Raw genomic sequence first — 16,545 nt, forward strand, 5'->3', positions numbered from 1 at the left:
TTCCGCTCTCTCACCTGCGCCCCACCGTCCTCGCACGGCGTAAATCCAGGATGCCGGGCGCGACCGCATCGGTGGACATGCGGGCTTGTTTCTCGCGCAAGTCTGACAAATCAACACGACCGGTGGTGTAACCGGTGGCATCGAAACGCCGACCGCGGCGTGCTTCGGCCGCCACCGCATTGACCGGAGGATCGTCATACGCGCGGCCGCCCGGGTGCGATACGTGGTACGTACAGCCTCCGCGAGACAGGGCGTTAGCGGTGTCGATGAGCTCGAATCGCAACGGGTCATCGACGGTGATGCTCGGGTGCAGAGCGCTGGGCGGCTGCCAGGCCCGATAACGGACTCCGGCCACCTGCACATCCGGGTTTGCCGTCGAGAGCAGCGGGATGGGCTGACCGTTGCAGGTGATGACGTACCGGGATCGGTCGGCGCCGATGACCCGCACCTGCACGCGTTCGATGGAGGAATCGACGTAGCGCGCGGTGCCTCCTGCGGTCGCCTCCTCCCCCAGCACCCGCCACGGTTCGATGGCCCCGCGCAGTTCGACCTCGATACCGTCGAACACCGCGGTGCCGATTCGTGGGAACCGGAACTCGGTGAAGGGATCGAGCCAGCTTGTCTCGAAAGCGATGCCGTGCGCGCGCAGATCGGCGGCAACCTGAGCGATGTCGTGAATGATGAAGTGTGGCAACAAGTAACGGCCATGAAGATTTGCACCGTGTCGTATCAGCGGCGCCCGTAGGGGTTGTTCCCAGAACTTGGCGACCAGCGCGCGCACCAACAGAGACTGGACCATCGCCATCTGGAAATGCGGAGGCATCTCGAATCCCCGCAGCTCCAACAGGCCCAGACGTCCGCGCGCACTGTCGGGGCTGTACAGCTTGTCGATGCAGAACTCCGCACGGTGGGTGTTCCCGGTGATGTCGGTGAGCAGGTGCCGCAGCGCCCTGTCCACATGCCACGGCGCGGCGTCCGCAGCACGGTCGGGGCCGGGCGATGTCGTCAATCTCTCGATCTCCGCGAAGGCGATCTCCAACTCGTACAACGCCTCTTCGCGCCCCTCGTCGACACGTGGGGCCTGCGAGGTGGTGCCGACGAATCGTCCCGAGAACAGATACGACAACGCGGGGTGATGCTGCCAGTAGGTCAGCAGCGAGACCAGTAGATCGGGCCGCCGCAACAACGGCGACGTCGCCGGGGTCCGGCCCCCCAACGTGATGTGGTTACCCCCTCCGGTCCCGGTGTGGGTGCCGTCGGTGTCGAACGATTCGGTGGTCAGCCGGGCTTTCCGTGCCTCCTCGTACAACACCTCGAGCTGGCGGGACTGTTCGGCGAAGCTGCCGGTGGGTGTCACGTTGACCTCGATGACACCCGGGTCGGGAGTCACGCTCATGGCTTCGAGCCGAGGGTCCGGCGGCGGCCCATAACCTTCGATCACCAGTGGGCAGGTGGCTGCCGCCTCGACGCGGGCGATGAGATCTACGAAATCGTCGAGGCTCTCCAGGGGCGGCAGGAACAGGTACAGCAGCCCGTCGCGGATCTCGGCAACCATGGCTGTGGTGGGTACACCGTCCGCGGGCACGACGGCCGCGGTACCGGATCGCTGCGTATCGAGTTCGGCTGTAGCGCTGAGCGGATCCGCCTCGGTCGGGTGTGGGGCCGGCTTCCAGGAGACGGCGGCCAGTGGGAGCCGCAGACCTGCCGGAGACCGTCCTTCCGTCAGCACGATCCGGCCGCGACGCAGTTGCCAGTCTGCGCTTTCCCAGCCGCTGCCGTCCTCCCCGCGGTGCAGGGGCAGCAGGTGCGCGGCCGGCCGGGTCACCTGTTCGTCTAGGCCTACCAGCAGCTCCGAACGCCGCTCTTCCGAATCTTCCTGCGGCGCTATGTCATCGGCCGTTGATACCGGATCTCCGGCCGGGCGCCGAACCGACGCGGCCAGTCGGGTCAGCGGATCCTCGTATGCCGCGCGCACCTGACTCTCGGGCAGCCCAAGATCGCCGGCCAGCGCGATCAACAACGCACGGTCGGCACCGTCCGGCGTGGACCATTCCCGGTCCTCGGCCCACGGGTCCGCCAGCAGATCGGGGTCGGACCACAGCGGCTGGCCGTCGCGGCGCCAGTACAAGCCGATCTGCCATCGCGGCAACGGTTCACCCGGGTACCACTTCCCCTGACTGCGCTGCACCAAACCGGTTGGCGCCCAGAGCGATTTCAGGCGGGCAGTCAGATCGGAGGCACGGACCCGCTTCTGGGGTCCGTCGGCCGCGGTGTTCCATTCCTCGGCAACCTGGTCATCGACCGAGACGAAGGTCGGCTCGCCGCCCATCGTCAACCCCACCCCAGCGCTATCAAGCCGGACATCGATCTCCGCACCCAGCGCGGTGACCGCCTCCCACGCCGATGCCGTGTAGGGCAGCGTGACTCGGGGGTCCTCATGCACGCGAGTGACCGTGTTGGAGAAGTCGAGCGTGGACTCGCACACGTCGGTGGCGCCGGAGATTGCGGCCGATGTCGACGGATGCGGTGTCGCCGAGAGCGGAATGTGCCCTTCCCCCGCGAGCAGCCCCGATGTGGGGTCCAGACCGACCCACCCCGCGCCGGGGATATAGACCTCAGCCCAGGCGTGCAGATCGGTGAAGTCGGCCACCGGACCGGAAGGCCCGTCGATTGCGGCGATATCCGACGTCAGCTGGACCAGGTACCCGGACACGAAGCGAGCGGCAAGACCCTTCTGCCGCAGAATCGAGACAAGTAACCAGGCGGTGTCACGGCAAGAACCGATACCCACCGCCAGGGTGGTGTCGGGGCTCTGGACCCCGGGCTCCAAGCGCACGGCGTAGCCGACATCCGAGCACAGCGCCTGATTGATGGTGACGAGGTAGTCGATGATGCGTGTGTCGGGCGCCATCGTGAAATTGGCCACCCACGCGCGGGCCAGCTCACCGGGCCCCGAGCCGGGAATCGATTCGTCCACCGGCTTGAGATAAGGCTCGAGATCGGCGGCCAACGCGGGCGGGTAGGCGAAACCGATGTGTTCGGCCCACTCCTCGATGAAGAAGTCGAACGGATTGACCGATTTCAGGTCGGCGATGAGCCCCACGGTAATCGACAATCGACGGGTCCGGTTCGGAAAGACCACGCGGGCAAGGAAATTCCCGAAGGCATCCTGTTGCCAGTTGATGAAGTGATCATCGGGGGCGATACGCAACGAGTACGCCTCGATCGGTGTCCTGGTATGCGGCGCGGGGCGCAATCGAATCTCGTGCGGATGCACCTGCACGAGTCTGTCGAATGCGTAGCTGGTCCGATGCTCCAGCGCCACCTTGATGCCCATCGGCTGATCCCACCATAACCTGGCCCCACCCGCATGGCCTGCGAATCGGCACACAACCAACCCGCAGGCCCGCAGAGGCCGCGCGGACGCTCTACCGGTAGCTCATCGGCGACCGCTCTCGGCTAGTGACGTCGCAGTTCAAAGATCGGAATCGCCCGGTCGGTCTTCTCCTGATAGTCGGCGAACACGGGAACCTGCTCAACAACCTTCGGGTACAGCGCATCGCGCTCGCTGAGTGAAAGCTCATGGGCTACCACGTCGTAACCGTCAGTTCCGATGTCGATATGCGCATGCGGATGTGCCCGCAAGTTATGCACCCATGCGGGGTCCTTGTCCGCACCGCCGAAGGAACCGACGATGTAGATCTTGCCGTCGATATCGAAGTAGGCCAGCGGATTCAGACGCTCCTTTCCGCTCTTGGCACCGGTGTTGGTCAGCAGCAGGATCGGAACGCCGGCGAATTGACCACCGACCTGTCCACCGTTGGCGCGGAATTCCTGAGTTACGCCGTCATTGAATTCGTTGATCACCGCGGCGGGCTGCTCATTGAAGGGTGTGTCATCAGTCACCTCACCAGAGTGCCACCGCTGCGCCGGGTTCTCAGGATGCACTGTCAGGATGACTGGATGACGGTGGCCGCCTCCCGGGAACGACGCTGGTTCGGCTCGACCGAGGTCTTGGTGGTGGCTCTAATCCTGATGGCCCTGGCTGCCAGCCGGTTACGCGGGATCGTCGACGCCAACGAGAAGCTGGCCACCGCCGGAACGGTGTTCTGTGGGGTGTTCGTCCAGGCCGTCCCCTTCCTTGCACTCGGCGTGATCGTGAGCGGGCTCGTCGCGACGTTCGTCACCCCGGAACGTCTGGCGCGCTGGCTGCCGAACCGGTCCGTTGCCGCGGTGGCGGTGGCGGGAGTCAGTGGCGCCGCGCTGCCCGGCTGCGAATGCGGATCGGTGCCGGTGGCACGCCGGCTGTACGGGCCGGGATCGGTCGGTGCCGCCGCACTGACCTTCATGTTGTCGGCGCCGGCGATCAACCCGGTAGTACTGGTCGCTACCGCGGTCGCGTTCCCCGGCCAGCCGAAGATGGTGCTGGCGCGTGCGGTGGCCTCACTGCTCACCGCGATAATCATGGGGATGGTGTGGTCGCGGTGGGGGCGGGACAGCTGGGTCACCCGCAAGCTGCCCACGGCCCACGCCGGATCCGGCTCCCGCTGGACGACATTCACCGAGGCGGCCCGCCACGACTTTCTACAGGCGGCCTCGTACCTGGCGATCGGGGCGGTGGCCGCGGCGGCCTTGCACGTGCTGGTACCGGCCTGGGTTTTCGAGCATCTGGCGGGCAACCTTGTCGTCGGTGTGGTGACCATGGCGCTGCTGGCCGTGGTGCTGGCGTTGTGCTCGGAAGCCGACGCCTTCGTCGCCGCCAGCATCACGATGATGCCGCTGATCCCGCGCTTGGTGTTCCTCGTGGTCGGACCGGCTGTCGATGTGAAGCTGATCGCGATGCAGTCGGGGATGTTCGGGCGCGCGTTCGCCGCTCGGTTCGCACCGGTGACATTCGTGGTGGCCACCGCCGTCGCGACAGCCGTCGGACTGGCTGTGCTGGGAACCTCATGAGGCGCGATACGGAGAACACCCTGCTGATCCTGCTGGGGGTCAGTGTGGCCATGATCGCGGTGACCGGAACCTTCACGCGCTACGTCAAACCCGGGCTGCTGCCGTGGCTCGCCTGTTCGGCGGTCATCGTGATCGGACTAGGTCTGGCCGCGATCATCCGCGATGTGCGCCGCGGCCACACCGAGCATGACCACGACCACGAGGGTCACGGAGACCACAGCCACAAGCACGGCGCCACATGGTTTCTGGTGTTACCAATCGTCCTGCTGATCTTCATCGTGCCGCCGGCCCTGAGCGCTCGATCCATCGCGCCGGCCAACATCTCCGCCTCGGCCAACACGCCCCGGCGAGCATTTCCCCCACTGCCACCCGGCGACGCACCGTCGGTGCCGCTGCCAGAGATTCTGATGCGCATCGCCGCAGGGTCCTCGGACACGTTGAGCGGACGCACAATCACTGTTACTGGCTTCACCTTCAAGGACGGTGAACGCACCGACCTGGCCAAGATAGTCATCGTCTGTTGTGCCGCCGACGCCCAGTTGGCCCGGCTGCACATGACGGGACCCGCTGCCGCATCGGCATCGGCGCTTCCCGAGAACACCTGGATCTCGGTGACCGGCACCGTACCCGGCGGACAGAGCTATCGCGACCCGTCGTCGATTCCGGCGATCGAGGTCGCAGGCATCACCCGCACCGACCCGCCCAAGAGCACCTACTGAACGGAGTCACGTTGCGGTACAAGGCATACCTGTTCGATGTGCAGGGCACGCTGCTGGACTTCTTTGAGCCGGTGTCGCACGCGGTTGCCGAGTACGACCCCGACATCGACGCTGCCGCCTTCACCCGTGCCTGGCGCGCTGACTATTTCGACCGCGTCGCCAACCTGGCACAGTCGGTCGATGGCTGGACGCGGGTACAGGATCTGTACGCACACGGCTTTGCCGATGTCTGTGAGAGCTTCGGGCTGCGGCGCCCCGACTCTGCGACTGCCGAGGTAGTCGCATCGGGCTGGCAGCGCCTCGTTCCCTGGCCGGACGTACCCATCGGACTGTCTGGTCTGCGTTCGCAGACCGTTATCGCCACGTTGTCCAACACCGACATGGCCACCATGGTCAATCTGTTCAAACGCCTGGGCATTTCGTGGGATGCGGTGCTCACCGCAGAGGTATTCGGCAGCTTCAAACCGGACCCGATGGTCTACCGGCGCGCGCTCCGTTACCTCGGGGTGGAGCCCCACGAGGCCGCGATGGTGGCCGCGCATCCGTACGACCTGCGTGCCGCACAAGAGATCGGCATGGGTACCGTCTTCGTCTCGCGGCCTTACGAGTACGGAGATCCCGCGCTGGCTCACGACGACCCCGACCGGGAATTCGATCAGCGGGTCACCGATATCGGCGCTATCGCCTAGCGCAATCGGCGCGGCCGCACCAGCAGGACCATCACCCCGGCCAGGACGATGCCGAAGAGGTTGACCGCCAGTTGCAGCGCGGACAGTCCCGCGATCTCCCATTCCCCCACGGTCGCCGCCACCACAGCGAAACCGGCGGCGGGCACGGTGGTCACCGAGATGAAGACACCCACCAGCGCGGCCGATTTCGCAGACATCAACGACAGCATGCCGGCCGCACCCGCCAGCAGCGCGACGACCAATGAGAACGGCCCCACCTGGAAGATGAAGTCGACCTGCTGCAGCTCACGCACACTCTTCAAGGTCACCCACCCTGCACCCTCGGCGGCCAGCGCCCCGACGGCAGTCACCGCCATCGCCACCGGGAATCCCACCACCAACGCCAGCAGCGACCGGCGGGCAAGCGACCATTTCCGGCGCACAATCGAAACCGCCAGCGCGGCAAGCGGACCGAACTCTGGACCGACCACCATGGCACCGACGATGGTGACCGGCGAATCAGTAACCACGCCGACCGCGGCAATCAGGCAGGCCAGACACAAGAAGGCCAGAAAGGTCAGATTGAGGGTGGATTCCTCGCGCGTGCGCCCAATCAGCTCATCCCAGATGACTGCGTCGGCGGGGTCGCCTTCGGCGTCGTCCTCGGCCTCGTAGGCGGTCTGCGAGATCACCGTATCGAGCACTTCGGCGGTGATCGATCCCCGCTTGTCGATATCGACTGCCTTGAGCCCGTTGAGCACGTCGTTGGCCGTCTCCCGAGCCACGTCGGCGGTGATCACGTCACCCGCCGGGCTGATCGCCGCGCCGGTCACCCGCACGATGTGCGCGACTCCCGCTGTGGTGGCGAGGAACTCCACCACCTGATCGGAGAGATCGGCGGGTGCGATGACCCGAACGTGCAGCACGTGCGCTACGCGTCCGGCGTAGTCGGTTTGTCCGCCTTCTCGGGTTTGGCGTCGATGCCCGATTCCTTGCGCTGGGCCGCCGTGATCGGCGCCGGAGCATCCGTGAGCGGATCGACACCGCCACCGGACTTCGGGAAGGCGATGACTTCCCGGATCGAGGGTGTACCCGCCAACAACGCGGTCACCCGGTCCCACCCGAAGGCGATGCCGCCATGCGGAGGCGCGCCGAAGGCGAAGGCGTCCAGCAGGAAGCCGAACTTGTCCTGCGCCTCTTCATTGCTGATGCCCATCACCTTGAACACGCGTTCCTGCACGTCGCGGCGATGGATACGAATCGATCCGCCGCCGATTTCGTGTCCGTTGCACACGATGTCGTAGGCGTAGGCGAGGGCTGTTCCCGGATCGGTGTCGAAGGTGTTCTCCGACTCCGGCTTCGGTGAGGTGAAGGCGTGGTGTACGGCGGTCCAGGCGCCCGAACCGACAGCCACATCACCGGCCGCTGTCGCCTCGTCGGCAGGCTCGAACAGTGGGGCGTCGACCACCCAAGTGAATGCCCAGGCGTCCGGATCGATCAATCCGAGACGCTGCGCGACCTCGCCACGCACCGAGCCCAACAACGCGCGCGAGGACTTGACCCCGCCGGCAGAGAAGAAGATGCAGTCGCCGGGTTTGGCGCCGACGTGGGCCGCTAATCCGTCGCGTTCGGCGTCGGTCAAGTTCTTGGCGACGGGACCGCCGAGGGTGCCGTCCTCCCCCACCAGCACGTAGGCCAGACCCTTATGCCCGCGCTGCTTGGCAAACTCTTGCCAGCCGTCCAGGGTGCGGCGCGGTTGATCTGCGCCGCCGGGCATCACCACCGCACCCACATAGGGCGCCTGGAATACCCGGAAGCTGGTGTCGGAGAAGTACTCCGTGCATTCCACCAGCTCCAGTCCGAATCGCAGATCCGGCTTGTCGCTGCCATAGCGGCGCATTGCTTCGGCGTAGGTGATGCGGGCGATCGGGGTCGGCACGTGATAGCCGATCAGATCCCACAGCGCGACCAGAATCTCCTCCGCCAGGGTGATGATGTCGTCCTGGTCCACGAAGCTCATCTCGATATCGAGCTGAGTGAACTCGGGCTGACGGTCCGCCCGGAAGTCCTCATCCCGGTAACAGCGCGCGATCTGGTAGTACCGCTCCATACCCGCGACCATCAGCAACTGTTTGAACAACTGTGGGCTCTGCGGCAGCGCGTAGAAACTACCCGGCTGCAGACGCGCCGGCACCAGGAAATCGCGCGCGCCCTCAGGCGTCGACCGCGTCAGCGTCGGGGTTTCCACCTCCACGAAATCATGGCGTGCCAGCACGCTTCGTGCCGAAGCGTTTGCCTTGGAGCGCAACCTGATTGCGTTACCCGGCCCCTCGCGGCGCAGATCCAGGTAGCGATACTTCAGGCGTGCCTCTTCACCTGCGGTCTCGTCCAGCTGGAACGGCAGCGGCGCACTTTCGTTGAGCACGATCAGTTCGGCGGCGTTGACCTCGATCTGGCCGGTCGGAATCTCGGCGTTGGCGTTGCCCTCCGGCCGGACCTCGACCACACCGGTGACCTCGACACAGAATTCGGCGCGCAAACGATGCGCCTGTTCGAGCACCGCGTCGTCACGGAACACCACCTGAGATACGCCGGAGGCATCACGCAGGTCGATGAAGATGACGCCGCCGTGGTCGCGCCGTCGAGCCACCCAGCCGGCAAGCGTCACACGCTGCCCGGCGTCCGACTCCCGCAACGTCCCCGCGTCGTGAGTGCGCAGCACAAAAGATCCCTTCGACAGTGCTTGTTCTACAAGAGGCCAGTATTAGAGGTTTGAGCCTAGCGGCCCGCGTTCGTTGCCCTGTCGGGTGCGCCGTGTCGAGGCTCAGTGCACCTGGGCCCAGGCGATCCGGCGCACCGAGTCGGGATCTTCGATGGTGACGTCGGAGCGAGACCGAATGATTCGGGTGCGTCTGCCGTCCGCGCCGTAGAGCGGCCAGTCGTCGGGGCTGCCCCCGGTGGCGAAATCCAGCCACGCTCGCTGCATGCGGCGCCCGACCGAGGGCATCATCCGTGCGCCCAGTGGGCTCAGCAGCATCCCGACGAAGGAACCGTAGCTGTGGTGGACATGCACGATTTCGCTGCCGTGGGTGGCCCCGAGCCCCAGGAGCCGGAGGCCCCATGCCGTGTGGTCGAACCTGTACATGTAAGTGTCGACAAAGGCGCTGTAGGCATCGGCGAAAGCCCACATGGGCGCGGCGAACATGGCATCGGAGCCCACCGCCACCAGCGCCGAACGGCTCGGGTACTGCGGGTACGCGGCAATGATCGCGTCTTGATACTCCGGGCCTATCCGATTGAAGTAACCGTTGACGGTCGGCTCGGTGGTGGGCAGCATCGGCGGTTTTACGCGCGCGAACATCGACGCCTCGTGGCTGTTTGACCCGATGATGAGCGGCACCTGATGCACCTCGCCGCGTCGCGCAGCCTCAACCGGGTGATGCGGCAGCAGATCGGTGCCGTGCGTCAGTCCGTAGCCCAGGACAGGAGTCTCGGTCGCGCTCTCGATCTGCAACTTGGCCGCACCCCGGCGCAGCTCCCGTTGCGGCAAGACCTTGAGCCGACTGGGGTCGGTCACATCGAGCAGTTCGAGATACCGATGTGCACGCCGATCCCGCAGGGCCTTGTCGGCAATCAGTGGCAATGCCGGGCTCTGCGCGATGGCACGCCCGAACAGACCCCCTGCCGCCGGAGTCGCCAGCAATGCCAGCACCGACGTCGCCCCGGCCGACTCGCCGAAGATCGTGACGCGGTCAGGGTCACCGCCGAACGCCGCGATGTTGTCACGCACCCACGTCAGCGCCGCGATTTGATCACGCAGCGCCAGGTTGTCGTCGAAACCTTCACCCAGGGCACTGAGTTCCAGCCCGCCCAGGGCTCCGATCCGGTAGGTGACGTTGACGACCACGACGTTGCCGTTGGCCGCGAGCCGCGCCCCGCTGTAGAGCTCCAGCTGTCCGGCCCCGAAAACGAAGGCTCCCCCCGGAATCCACACCATGACGGGCAGGTTTGCGTGGATGTCCGGTGACCAGACCGTGACCGTCAGGCACTCTTCGCCGCGAACCTTGGGGTCGTCCCGGCCTGCGCCCACGAACGATTTTCCTTGCGGAGGTAATGGCGCGTGCTCGATGGCGTCACGTACGCCGTCCCAGGGTTCCAAGGGGACAGGTGCCAGGAACCTGAGCTGCTCGACCGGCTGACGCGCGTACGGCACCCCGCGCCAGACCGAAACACCGCCTTCGGTGGTTCCGCGCAGGTCCCCCAACGGCGTGCGCACGACGGTCGGCAGGGCGACGTCAACGGCCACGCATCGAATCGTAATGCGCAAGAGCGCTCCAGAGCCGATAGGCCCCGCCGGAAAGTCCCGGACCCGACATGAACTCTTCGCCATGTAGCGGTACGTGCGTCTGTGGAGTATGCAAAGGTATCGGCAGCCGGCAGCAGTCAATAGCTGAGTGGCAGAGCTACGACACGGGAGTGACAGACCAATGACCTTCAACGAAGGCATGCAGATCGACACCAGCACCACCTCGGGTGGCGGCATGGGGCGCGGCCCCAAGATGGCCATCGGCGGCGGCGTCGGCGGGTTGCTGATCGCGGTGGTGGTGTTGCTGCTCGGCGGCGACCCGAGCCAGGTTCTGCAACAACAAGGCCAGCAGCAGGCAGGCCCCGCGCAGGAACAGGCGCAGGACTTCAGCCACTGCAAGACCGGCGCCGACGCGAACAAGTCGTTGGACTGCCGCATCATCGCCACCGGGAACTCGGTGGATGCCGTGTGGACGCAGATCCTCGGGCCCAAGTACCCGCGGCCGGGCGTGAAGCTGTTCAGCGGTCAGGTGAACACCGGATGCGGCGCCGCCTCCACGGAGGTCGGCCCCTTCTACTGCCCCGCCGACCAAACCGCGTACTTCGATACCAGCTTTTTCCAGGTGCTGGTGGACCAGTTCGGATCCAGTGGTGGCCCGTTGGCCCAGGAGTACGTGGTGGCGCACGAGTTCGGGCATCACGTACAGAACCTGTTCGGCGTGCTGGGTAAGAACCACCGTTGTGCCGAGGGGCAAGCAGGTGGCGGCGTGTGCACCGAGCTGCAGGCCGACTGCTACGCCGGCGTCTGGGCAAAGCATGCCTCTACCACCGTCCAGGAAGGCAGCGGCGTTCCGTTCCTGAAACCCTTGACGGAGCAAGACATTCGGGATGCATTGTCGGCAGCGTCCTCCGTGGGCGATGACCGGATCCAGAAGCGGGCCACGGGGCGGGTCAACCCCGAAGCGTGGTCGCACGGCTCATCCGAGCAGCGTCAGCGGTGGTTTACCCAGGGGTACAACACCGGCGACTTCCGCACCTGCGACACCTTCAACGCCGACAACCTGAACTAGGCCCGGCGCCCGGCGATCAGAACAGTGTGGGCTCCAACGCGGGCGTCAATTTAACTGGCCTCGTAGGGGTTTCCTCACGATGCGACGCCAGCCCGTGCTTACTCACCAATGGCCCCACACGCTCACGCAGCCACGCCCGGTACTCGGCGGGTACGTACGCGCCCTTGCGGTACAGCTCCCGGTATCGACCGACGAGCTCGGGGTGCGCTTGCGATACCCATGACATGAACCAGCCGCGTGTCGTCCCGCGCAAGTGCAGAGGAAACACGGTGACACCGGAGGCACCGGCATCGGCGATGCGGCCCAATAGGTCGTCGAGATGCTCCACCGTGTCGGTGAGGAACGGAAGCACCGGCGCCACCATCACGTGCGGTTCAAACCCGGCCTCACGCGCCGCGGCGATCAGCGACAGCCTCGCCTGCGGTGTCGGCACCCCCGGCTCAACCGCCTGGTGCAACGTCTCATCGCCGATGGCCAGCGATATTCCCAGACTCACCGGGACCTGCTGGGCAGCCTCGGCAAGCAGCGGCAGATCCCGGCGCAACAGGGTGCCCTTGGTGAGGATCGACACCGGAGTTCCCGAATCTGCCAGCGCTGCAATAACTCCCGGCATCATCCCATAGCGCCCCTCGGCCCGTTGATAGGGATCGGTGTTGGTACCCAGTGCGACCGTCTCACGATTCCAGGACTTGCGCCCCAGTTCCTTCCTGAGCACCGGCACCAGATTGGTCTTCACGACGATCTGACTGTCAAAGTCAGCACCGCTGTCAAACTCCAGATATTCGTGGGTCGGACGCGCGAAACAGTAGCGACAGGCATGCGCGCATCCACGAAACGCGTTGACAGTAAACCGAAACGGCAACATCGATACCGCGGGCACCTTGTTGAGCGCGGACTTACACAACACCTCATGAAAGGTGATGCCCTCGAACTCGGGCGTACGGACGCTGCGCACCAAGCCAATACGGTCCAAGCCAGGGAGCGCACCGTCGTCGGCCGCCAGCGTCTGACCGTCCCACCGCATACCTCTATGCGAACATATGTTCGATATCCCTGTCAATCCCCCGTCCGTGTCGGAACACTAACTCGAGTTGGAAAGTGCTAGGCGAACGAATCGTCATAGGCGGCAGCGAGAGCACCACCAGCATCACCGGTGTTAACGACCCCCGTAGGCTCGATTAACACTGCGTGCACTTCGCCGCGAGCGCGGGGGCGGTGTTCCACGCCACGAGGGACCACGAACAACTGGCCGGGGCCAACGGTGACATCCCGATCCCGTAACTGGATGGTCAATTCGCCTGTGATCACCAAGAACAACTCATCGGTCTCGTCGTGCTTGTGCCACACAAACTCCCCGCTTAGCTTCACGACTTTGACCTCGTAGTCGTTGAGCCGAGCCACCACCTTCGGCGACCATAGCTCGGAAAACAGCGCCAACTTCTCACCAAGATCCACTACCCCACCGGACATACTCCGATGGTGCCTTCCTCACAAAACGCGGTCAACCCCGCCAAGACATAAGACATCAAGCCCCTCAGACAGTGTCGGAACACAAAACTAGGCTGGCTTTCATGAAGCAGCAGTTGCACTTCGTCACCATTGCCGCAACGGATCTGGATGCGACCCGACGTTTCTATGGCGCGTTGGAGTGGACTCCACTGCTCGACGTAGAGGGCGAAATTATCTTCTACCAGTCAGCACCCGGGCAGCTGCTGGGCTTTTTCCTGGCAGACAAGTTCAACGAGGATCTCGCCGCACCCGGTGACCATTCGCGAGTCTCCGGGATCACCCTGGCCCACAACGTCGATTCTGCCGAGGACGTCACCGCGCTCTCCGGCATCATGGCGGCCGCCGGCGGCACGGTTCTCAAACCGCCGCAGCCTGGGCAATTCGGCGGGGTGTTCCACGCCCACATTCAGGACCCCAACGGGCTGATCTGGGAAATCGCCCATAACCCCGGCTGGCGGATAGGCCCGGACGGCACCGTGCACCTTGGGGGCTGAGTGCCCAGATGCACTCCAGATGGTGCCCTGGTTGACTGACAGCGTGACGGATACCGCAACCGAGCTCTTGTTCTCCTATGGCACCCTGCAGCAGGCCGAGGTCCAGCGCACCACGTTCGGGCAGGAACTGGACGGCCATGCCGATGCCATCGTGGGATTCGATCTGGACTACGTGACCATCACCGACCCGCATGTCATCGCGACCAGCGGCAGCGACCGCCACCCCATCCTGCGCCCCTCGGCTGATTCCGCAGCGCAGGTCCCTGGCACGGTCTTCTCGATCACCGCAGAGCAGCTGGCCGCCGCCGACGAGTACGAAGTCGATGACTACCAACGTATTTCGGTACCATTACGCTCGGGCGCGACGGCCTGGGTCTACGTATTCGCCGGCTAGCGGGTTACCACTTTCGCAGCGAGCAGGTGACGGCGGTTTCGCCATCGGCCTGGGTGGCCAGGGCACCATCCACGTACACCTCACAGTGGAAGACAGGTGCGCCGGTGACCGCCTTGGCCGCCGCGCTCGCACTCACATATGCCCACTGAGTCGGATCGTTCAACGTGGTCTCCACGACGAATGGAGCATCGGGTGCGATGCGGGTCGATGCGCGCACCAGATACTTGCTCGACTCCGAGTCATACGCCGATGCGCTCGGCGGCTCGTTCTGCAGCACAAGGGTCTGCGACAGGAAGTCACGGTCGGAGCTGATCACATACTTCACCTGGTGCGGTGCCGCCTCCGCCATCGGAGCCATGGCCATCGACGCCAGCGTCAACGTTGCGGTACTGGCCGTGGCGAGCAGAGCTGCTGTGATACGTCCCATACGTGTCATATCCGCGATGCTAGCCGCGCCGTTACTTCGTCGACAATCGAACCGATCGGCACGGGCTGCTGAACTCCGTCCGCCAGCGTCTTGAGCTCGATGTTTCCCTCACCGATTTCCCGGTCCCCGGCGACCAGCGCAATCGAGGCTCCAGAGCGATCGGCACCGCGCATCGCTCCCTTGAGCCCGCGGTCGCCGTACGCGATATCGGTGCGGATACCCGCGGTGCGCAGTTGCGCCGCCACCTTGACGAGCGCCGATTTCGCATCCTGCCCAAGGGGCACGCAGAACACCTCGCAGCGACCGCTATCGCCCACCGTTACACCCTCGGCCTGCAGGGCGAGCAGGGTTCTGTCCACACCGAGCCCAAATCCGATACCGGACAACGACTGTCCGCCGAGCTGTGCCATCAGGCCGTCGTAGCGACCTCCGCCACCGATCCCGGATTGCGCACCGAGGCCGTCATGCACGAATTCGAAGGTGGTCTTGGTGTAGTAGTCAAGGCCGCGCACCAGCCGGGGGTTCACCACGTATTGCACGCCCAGCGCATCCAGATGGCCCAGAACCTGATCGAAATGCGCCTTGGACTCCTCGGAGAGATGGTCGAGCATGAGTGGCGCATCGGCCGTCATCTCTCGCACCTCGGGGCGCTTGTCGTCGAGCACCCGAATCGGGTTGATATGGGCCCGCTCTCGTGTCGCCTCATCCAGATCCAAGCCAAAGAGAAATTCCTGCAACAGCTCCCGGTACTGCGGGCGGCAGGAGGCGTCGCCCAGCGAGCTGATCTCCAATCGGAAGCCGGTCAGGCCCAGGGAGCGGTAGCCGGCGTCGGCGATGGCGATCACCTCAGCGTCCAGGGCCGGATCGTCCACGCCGATGGCTTCCACGCCGACCTGCTGCAGCTGACGGTAGCGACCGGCCTGCGGTCGCTCATACCGGAAAAAGGGACCGGCGTAACGCAGTTTCATCGGAAGCTGGCCACGGTCCAGGCCATGCTCGATGACCGCACGCATCACCGAGGCCGTGCCCTCCGGACGCAAGGTCACCGACCGATCGCCGCGGTCAGCAAAGGTGTACATCTCCTTGCTCACCACATCGGTGGACTCGCCCACTCCACGCGCGAACAGCCCGGTGTCCTCGAACACGGGCAGCTCGATGTAGCCGTACCCGGCCAGCCGCGCCTGCTCCAGTAGCCCGTCACGAACAGCCAGGAACTGCGCGGAGTCCGGCGGCACATAATCCGGGATGCCCTTGGGGGCGCTAAAAGTCTTCTCGCTCACTGGATTCCCTCGAGGAAAGGATTGGCGCGACGCTCGTCGCCGATGCTGGTGGCGTTGCCGTGCCCCGGCAGCACGACGGTGGAGTCGTCGCGGGTGAGCAACTTGGCCGCAATGGAATCGAGCAGCTGCTGATGGTTCCCACCGGGCAGATCGGTGCGCCCGATCGACATCTGGAAGAGGGTGTCTCCGCTGAAGACCACGTCGATGGGCCCGTTGTCACTGTCGACCTCGATGCCGAACACCACAGAGCCACGGGTGTGCCCCGGCGTGTGGTCGACGGTGAGCGTGATCCCGGCGAGCTCGAGCTTGTCCCCATCACCGATCTCGACGAGCTCCTTGGGCTCGGTGAACTCCATGCCCTGGATGAACTGAGCCAGCCCCGGACCGATGCCGGCGAGCGGGTCGGCGAGCATCACGCGGTCGCCGGGGTGGATGTAGACGGGAATCCCGTACTCATCGGCGAGCGGCTGCGCGGTCCAGGTGTGATCCAGATGCCCATGGGTGAGCAGCACCGCCTCAGGGGTGAGGTCGCGCTCGGCGAGGATCTCCTTGACGCCAGGAATCGCCTCCTGGCCGGGGTCGACGATGACGGCAGGGCCGCCCTCGTGGGGCGCCACGATATAGCAGTTCGTGGCGAACATGCCCGCGGGAAAACCGGTGATCAGCACCCGACCAGCTTAGGCGGCGGGTCCTGCCCCATCTCTCAGGTGTGGCTGGCACACTCTC

Annotated in this window: 16 protein-coding genes; 6 read left to right on the forward strand and 10 right to left on the reverse strand. The window is 65.1% G+C overall.

Going from position 1 to position 16,545, the window contains the following annotated elements; genetic code table 11:
• Positions 1-10: 10 nt before the first annotated feature.
• Positions 11-3,337 (reverse strand): transglutaminase family protein, encoded by a 3,327-nt coding sequence (locus AOT83_RS10140; protein WP_057965981.1) that lies wholly within the window; start codon positions 3,335-3,337, stop codon positions 11-13.
• A 122-nt stretch (positions 3,338-3,459) separates the two neighbouring features.
• Positions 3,460-3,906 carry a nitroreductase family deazaflavin-dependent oxidoreductase gene (locus tag AOT83_RS10145; RefSeq protein ID WP_030093583.1) on the reverse strand — a complete coding sequence of 149 codons (447 nt, stop codon included), beginning with the start codon at positions 3,904-3,906 and terminating at the stop codon, positions 3,460-3,462.
• 57 nt (positions 3,907-3,963) lie between these two features.
• Here AOT83_RS10145 and AOT83_RS10150 point away from each other — a divergent pair, with 57 nt between their 5' ends.
• The 3 genes from AOT83_RS10150 to AOT83_RS10160 are packed head-to-tail and all read left to right on the forward strand — an operon-like array spanning position 3,964 to position 6,361.
• Positions 3,964-4,953 carry a permease gene (locus AOT83_RS10150; RefSeq protein WP_057965982.1) on the forward strand — a complete coding sequence of 330 codons (990 nt, stop codon included), beginning with the start codon at positions 3,964-3,966 and terminating at the stop codon, positions 4,951-4,953.
• The gene (locus AOT83_RS10155; protein WP_057965983.1) at positions 4,950-5,672 is read left to right on the forward strand and encodes a TIGR03943 family protein; all 723 of its coding nucleotides are present in this window, start codon (positions 4,950-4,952) and stop codon (positions 5,670-5,672) included. The genes AOT83_RS10150 and AOT83_RS10155 overlap by 4 nt, the downstream gene beginning before the upstream one ends.
• A gap of 11 nt (positions 5,673-5,683) precedes the next feature.
• A complete protein-coding gene (locus tag AOT83_RS10160; protein WP_030093586.1) occupies positions 5,684-6,361 on the forward strand; it encodes a haloacid dehalogenase type II in 678 nt (225 codons plus the stop codon).
• Here AOT83_RS10160 and AOT83_RS10165 read toward each other — a convergent pair.
• The 3 genes from AOT83_RS10165 to AOT83_RS10175 form a co-directional block, all read right to left on the reverse strand.
• Positions 6,358-7,266 (reverse strand): DUF389 domain-containing protein, encoded by a 909-nt coding sequence (locus AOT83_RS10165; protein ID WP_030093587.1) that lies wholly within the window; start codon positions 7,264-7,266, stop codon positions 6,358-6,360. The genes AOT83_RS10160 and AOT83_RS10165 overlap by 4 nt on opposite strands.
• Before the next feature lie 5 nt (positions 7,267-7,271).
• Entirely contained in the window at positions 7,272-9,062 is a 1,791-nt protein-coding gene (aspS, locus tag AOT83_RS10170) for an aspartate--tRNA ligase (protein WP_030093588.1), read from the reverse strand.
• Positions 9,063-9,164: 102 nt separating this feature from the next.
• Positions 9,165-10,667: a carboxylesterase family protein gene (locus AOT83_RS10175; RefSeq protein WP_234797135.1), complete on the reverse strand. Its 1,503-nt coding sequence runs from the start codon at positions 10,665-10,667 to the stop codon at positions 9,165-9,167.
• A 160-nt stretch (positions 10,668-10,827) separates the two neighbouring features.
• On the opposite strand from AOT83_RS10175, the gene AOT83_RS10180 reads away from it, so the two are divergent.
• Positions 10,828-11,715, forward strand: a complete 888-nt coding sequence (locus AOT83_RS10180) for a neutral zinc metallopeptidase (protein ID WP_030093590.1) — start codon at positions 10,828-10,830, stop codon at positions 11,713-11,715.
• A gap of 16 nt (positions 11,716-11,731) precedes the next feature.
• On the opposite strand, the gene AOT83_RS10185 is transcribed toward AOT83_RS10180, so the two are convergent.
• Positions 11,732-12,739 carry an Rv2578c family radical SAM protein gene (locus AOT83_RS10185; protein WP_057965984.1) on the reverse strand — a complete coding sequence of 336 codons (1,008 nt, stop codon included), beginning with the start codon at positions 12,737-12,739 and terminating at the stop codon, positions 11,732-11,734.
• A gap of 77 nt (positions 12,740-12,816) precedes the next feature.
• Positions 12,817-13,185 (reverse strand): cupin domain-containing protein, encoded by a 369-nt coding sequence (locus AOT83_RS10190; protein ID WP_057965985.1) that lies wholly within the window; start codon positions 13,183-13,185, stop codon positions 12,817-12,819.
• Between the two features lie 101 nt (positions 13,186-13,286).
• Here AOT83_RS10190 and AOT83_RS10195 point away from each other — a divergent pair, with 101 nt between their 5' ends.
• Positions 13,287-13,718, forward strand: coding sequence for a VOC family protein (locus tag AOT83_RS10195; RefSeq protein WP_030093592.1), 432 nt, complete (start codon positions 13,287-13,289; stop codon positions 13,716-13,718).
• Positions 13,719-13,761: 43 nt separating this feature from the next.
• Entirely contained in the window at positions 13,762-14,112 is a 351-nt protein-coding gene (locus AOT83_RS10200) for a gamma-glutamylcyclotransferase family protein (protein WP_057966045.1), read from the forward strand.
• A gap of 4 nt (positions 14,113-14,116) precedes the next feature.
• Here the strand turns inward: AOT83_RS10200 and AOT83_RS10205 are convergent, their stop codons facing one another.
• From AOT83_RS10205 to AOT83_RS10215, 3 genes are read right to left on the reverse strand one after another with little or no spacing between them, the layout of a single operon-like run.
• Entirely contained in the window at positions 14,117-14,539 is a 423-nt protein-coding gene (locus AOT83_RS10205; protein WP_030093601.1) for a hypothetical protein, read from the reverse strand.
• Positions 14,540-14,544: 5 nt separating this feature from the next.
• On the reverse strand, positions 14,545-15,819 hold the full coding sequence (hisS, locus tag AOT83_RS10210; RefSeq protein WP_057965986.1) for a histidine--tRNA ligase: 1,275 nt from the start codon (positions 15,817-15,819) through the stop codon (positions 14,545-14,547).
• Entirely contained in the window at positions 15,816-16,487 is a 672-nt protein-coding gene (locus AOT83_RS10215; protein ID WP_057965987.1) for an MBL fold metallo-hydrolase, read from the reverse strand. The genes hisS and AOT83_RS10215 overlap by 4 nt, the downstream gene beginning before the upstream one ends.
• Positions 16,488-16,545 lie beyond the last annotated feature (58 nt).

It is taken from the genome of Mycobacteroides sp. H001 (genome assembly GCF_001440005.1).
In the GTDB taxonomy this organism is placed as follows: Bacteria; Actinomycetota; Actinomycetes; order Mycobacteriales; family Mycobacteriaceae; genus Mycobacterium; species Mycobacterium gwanakae.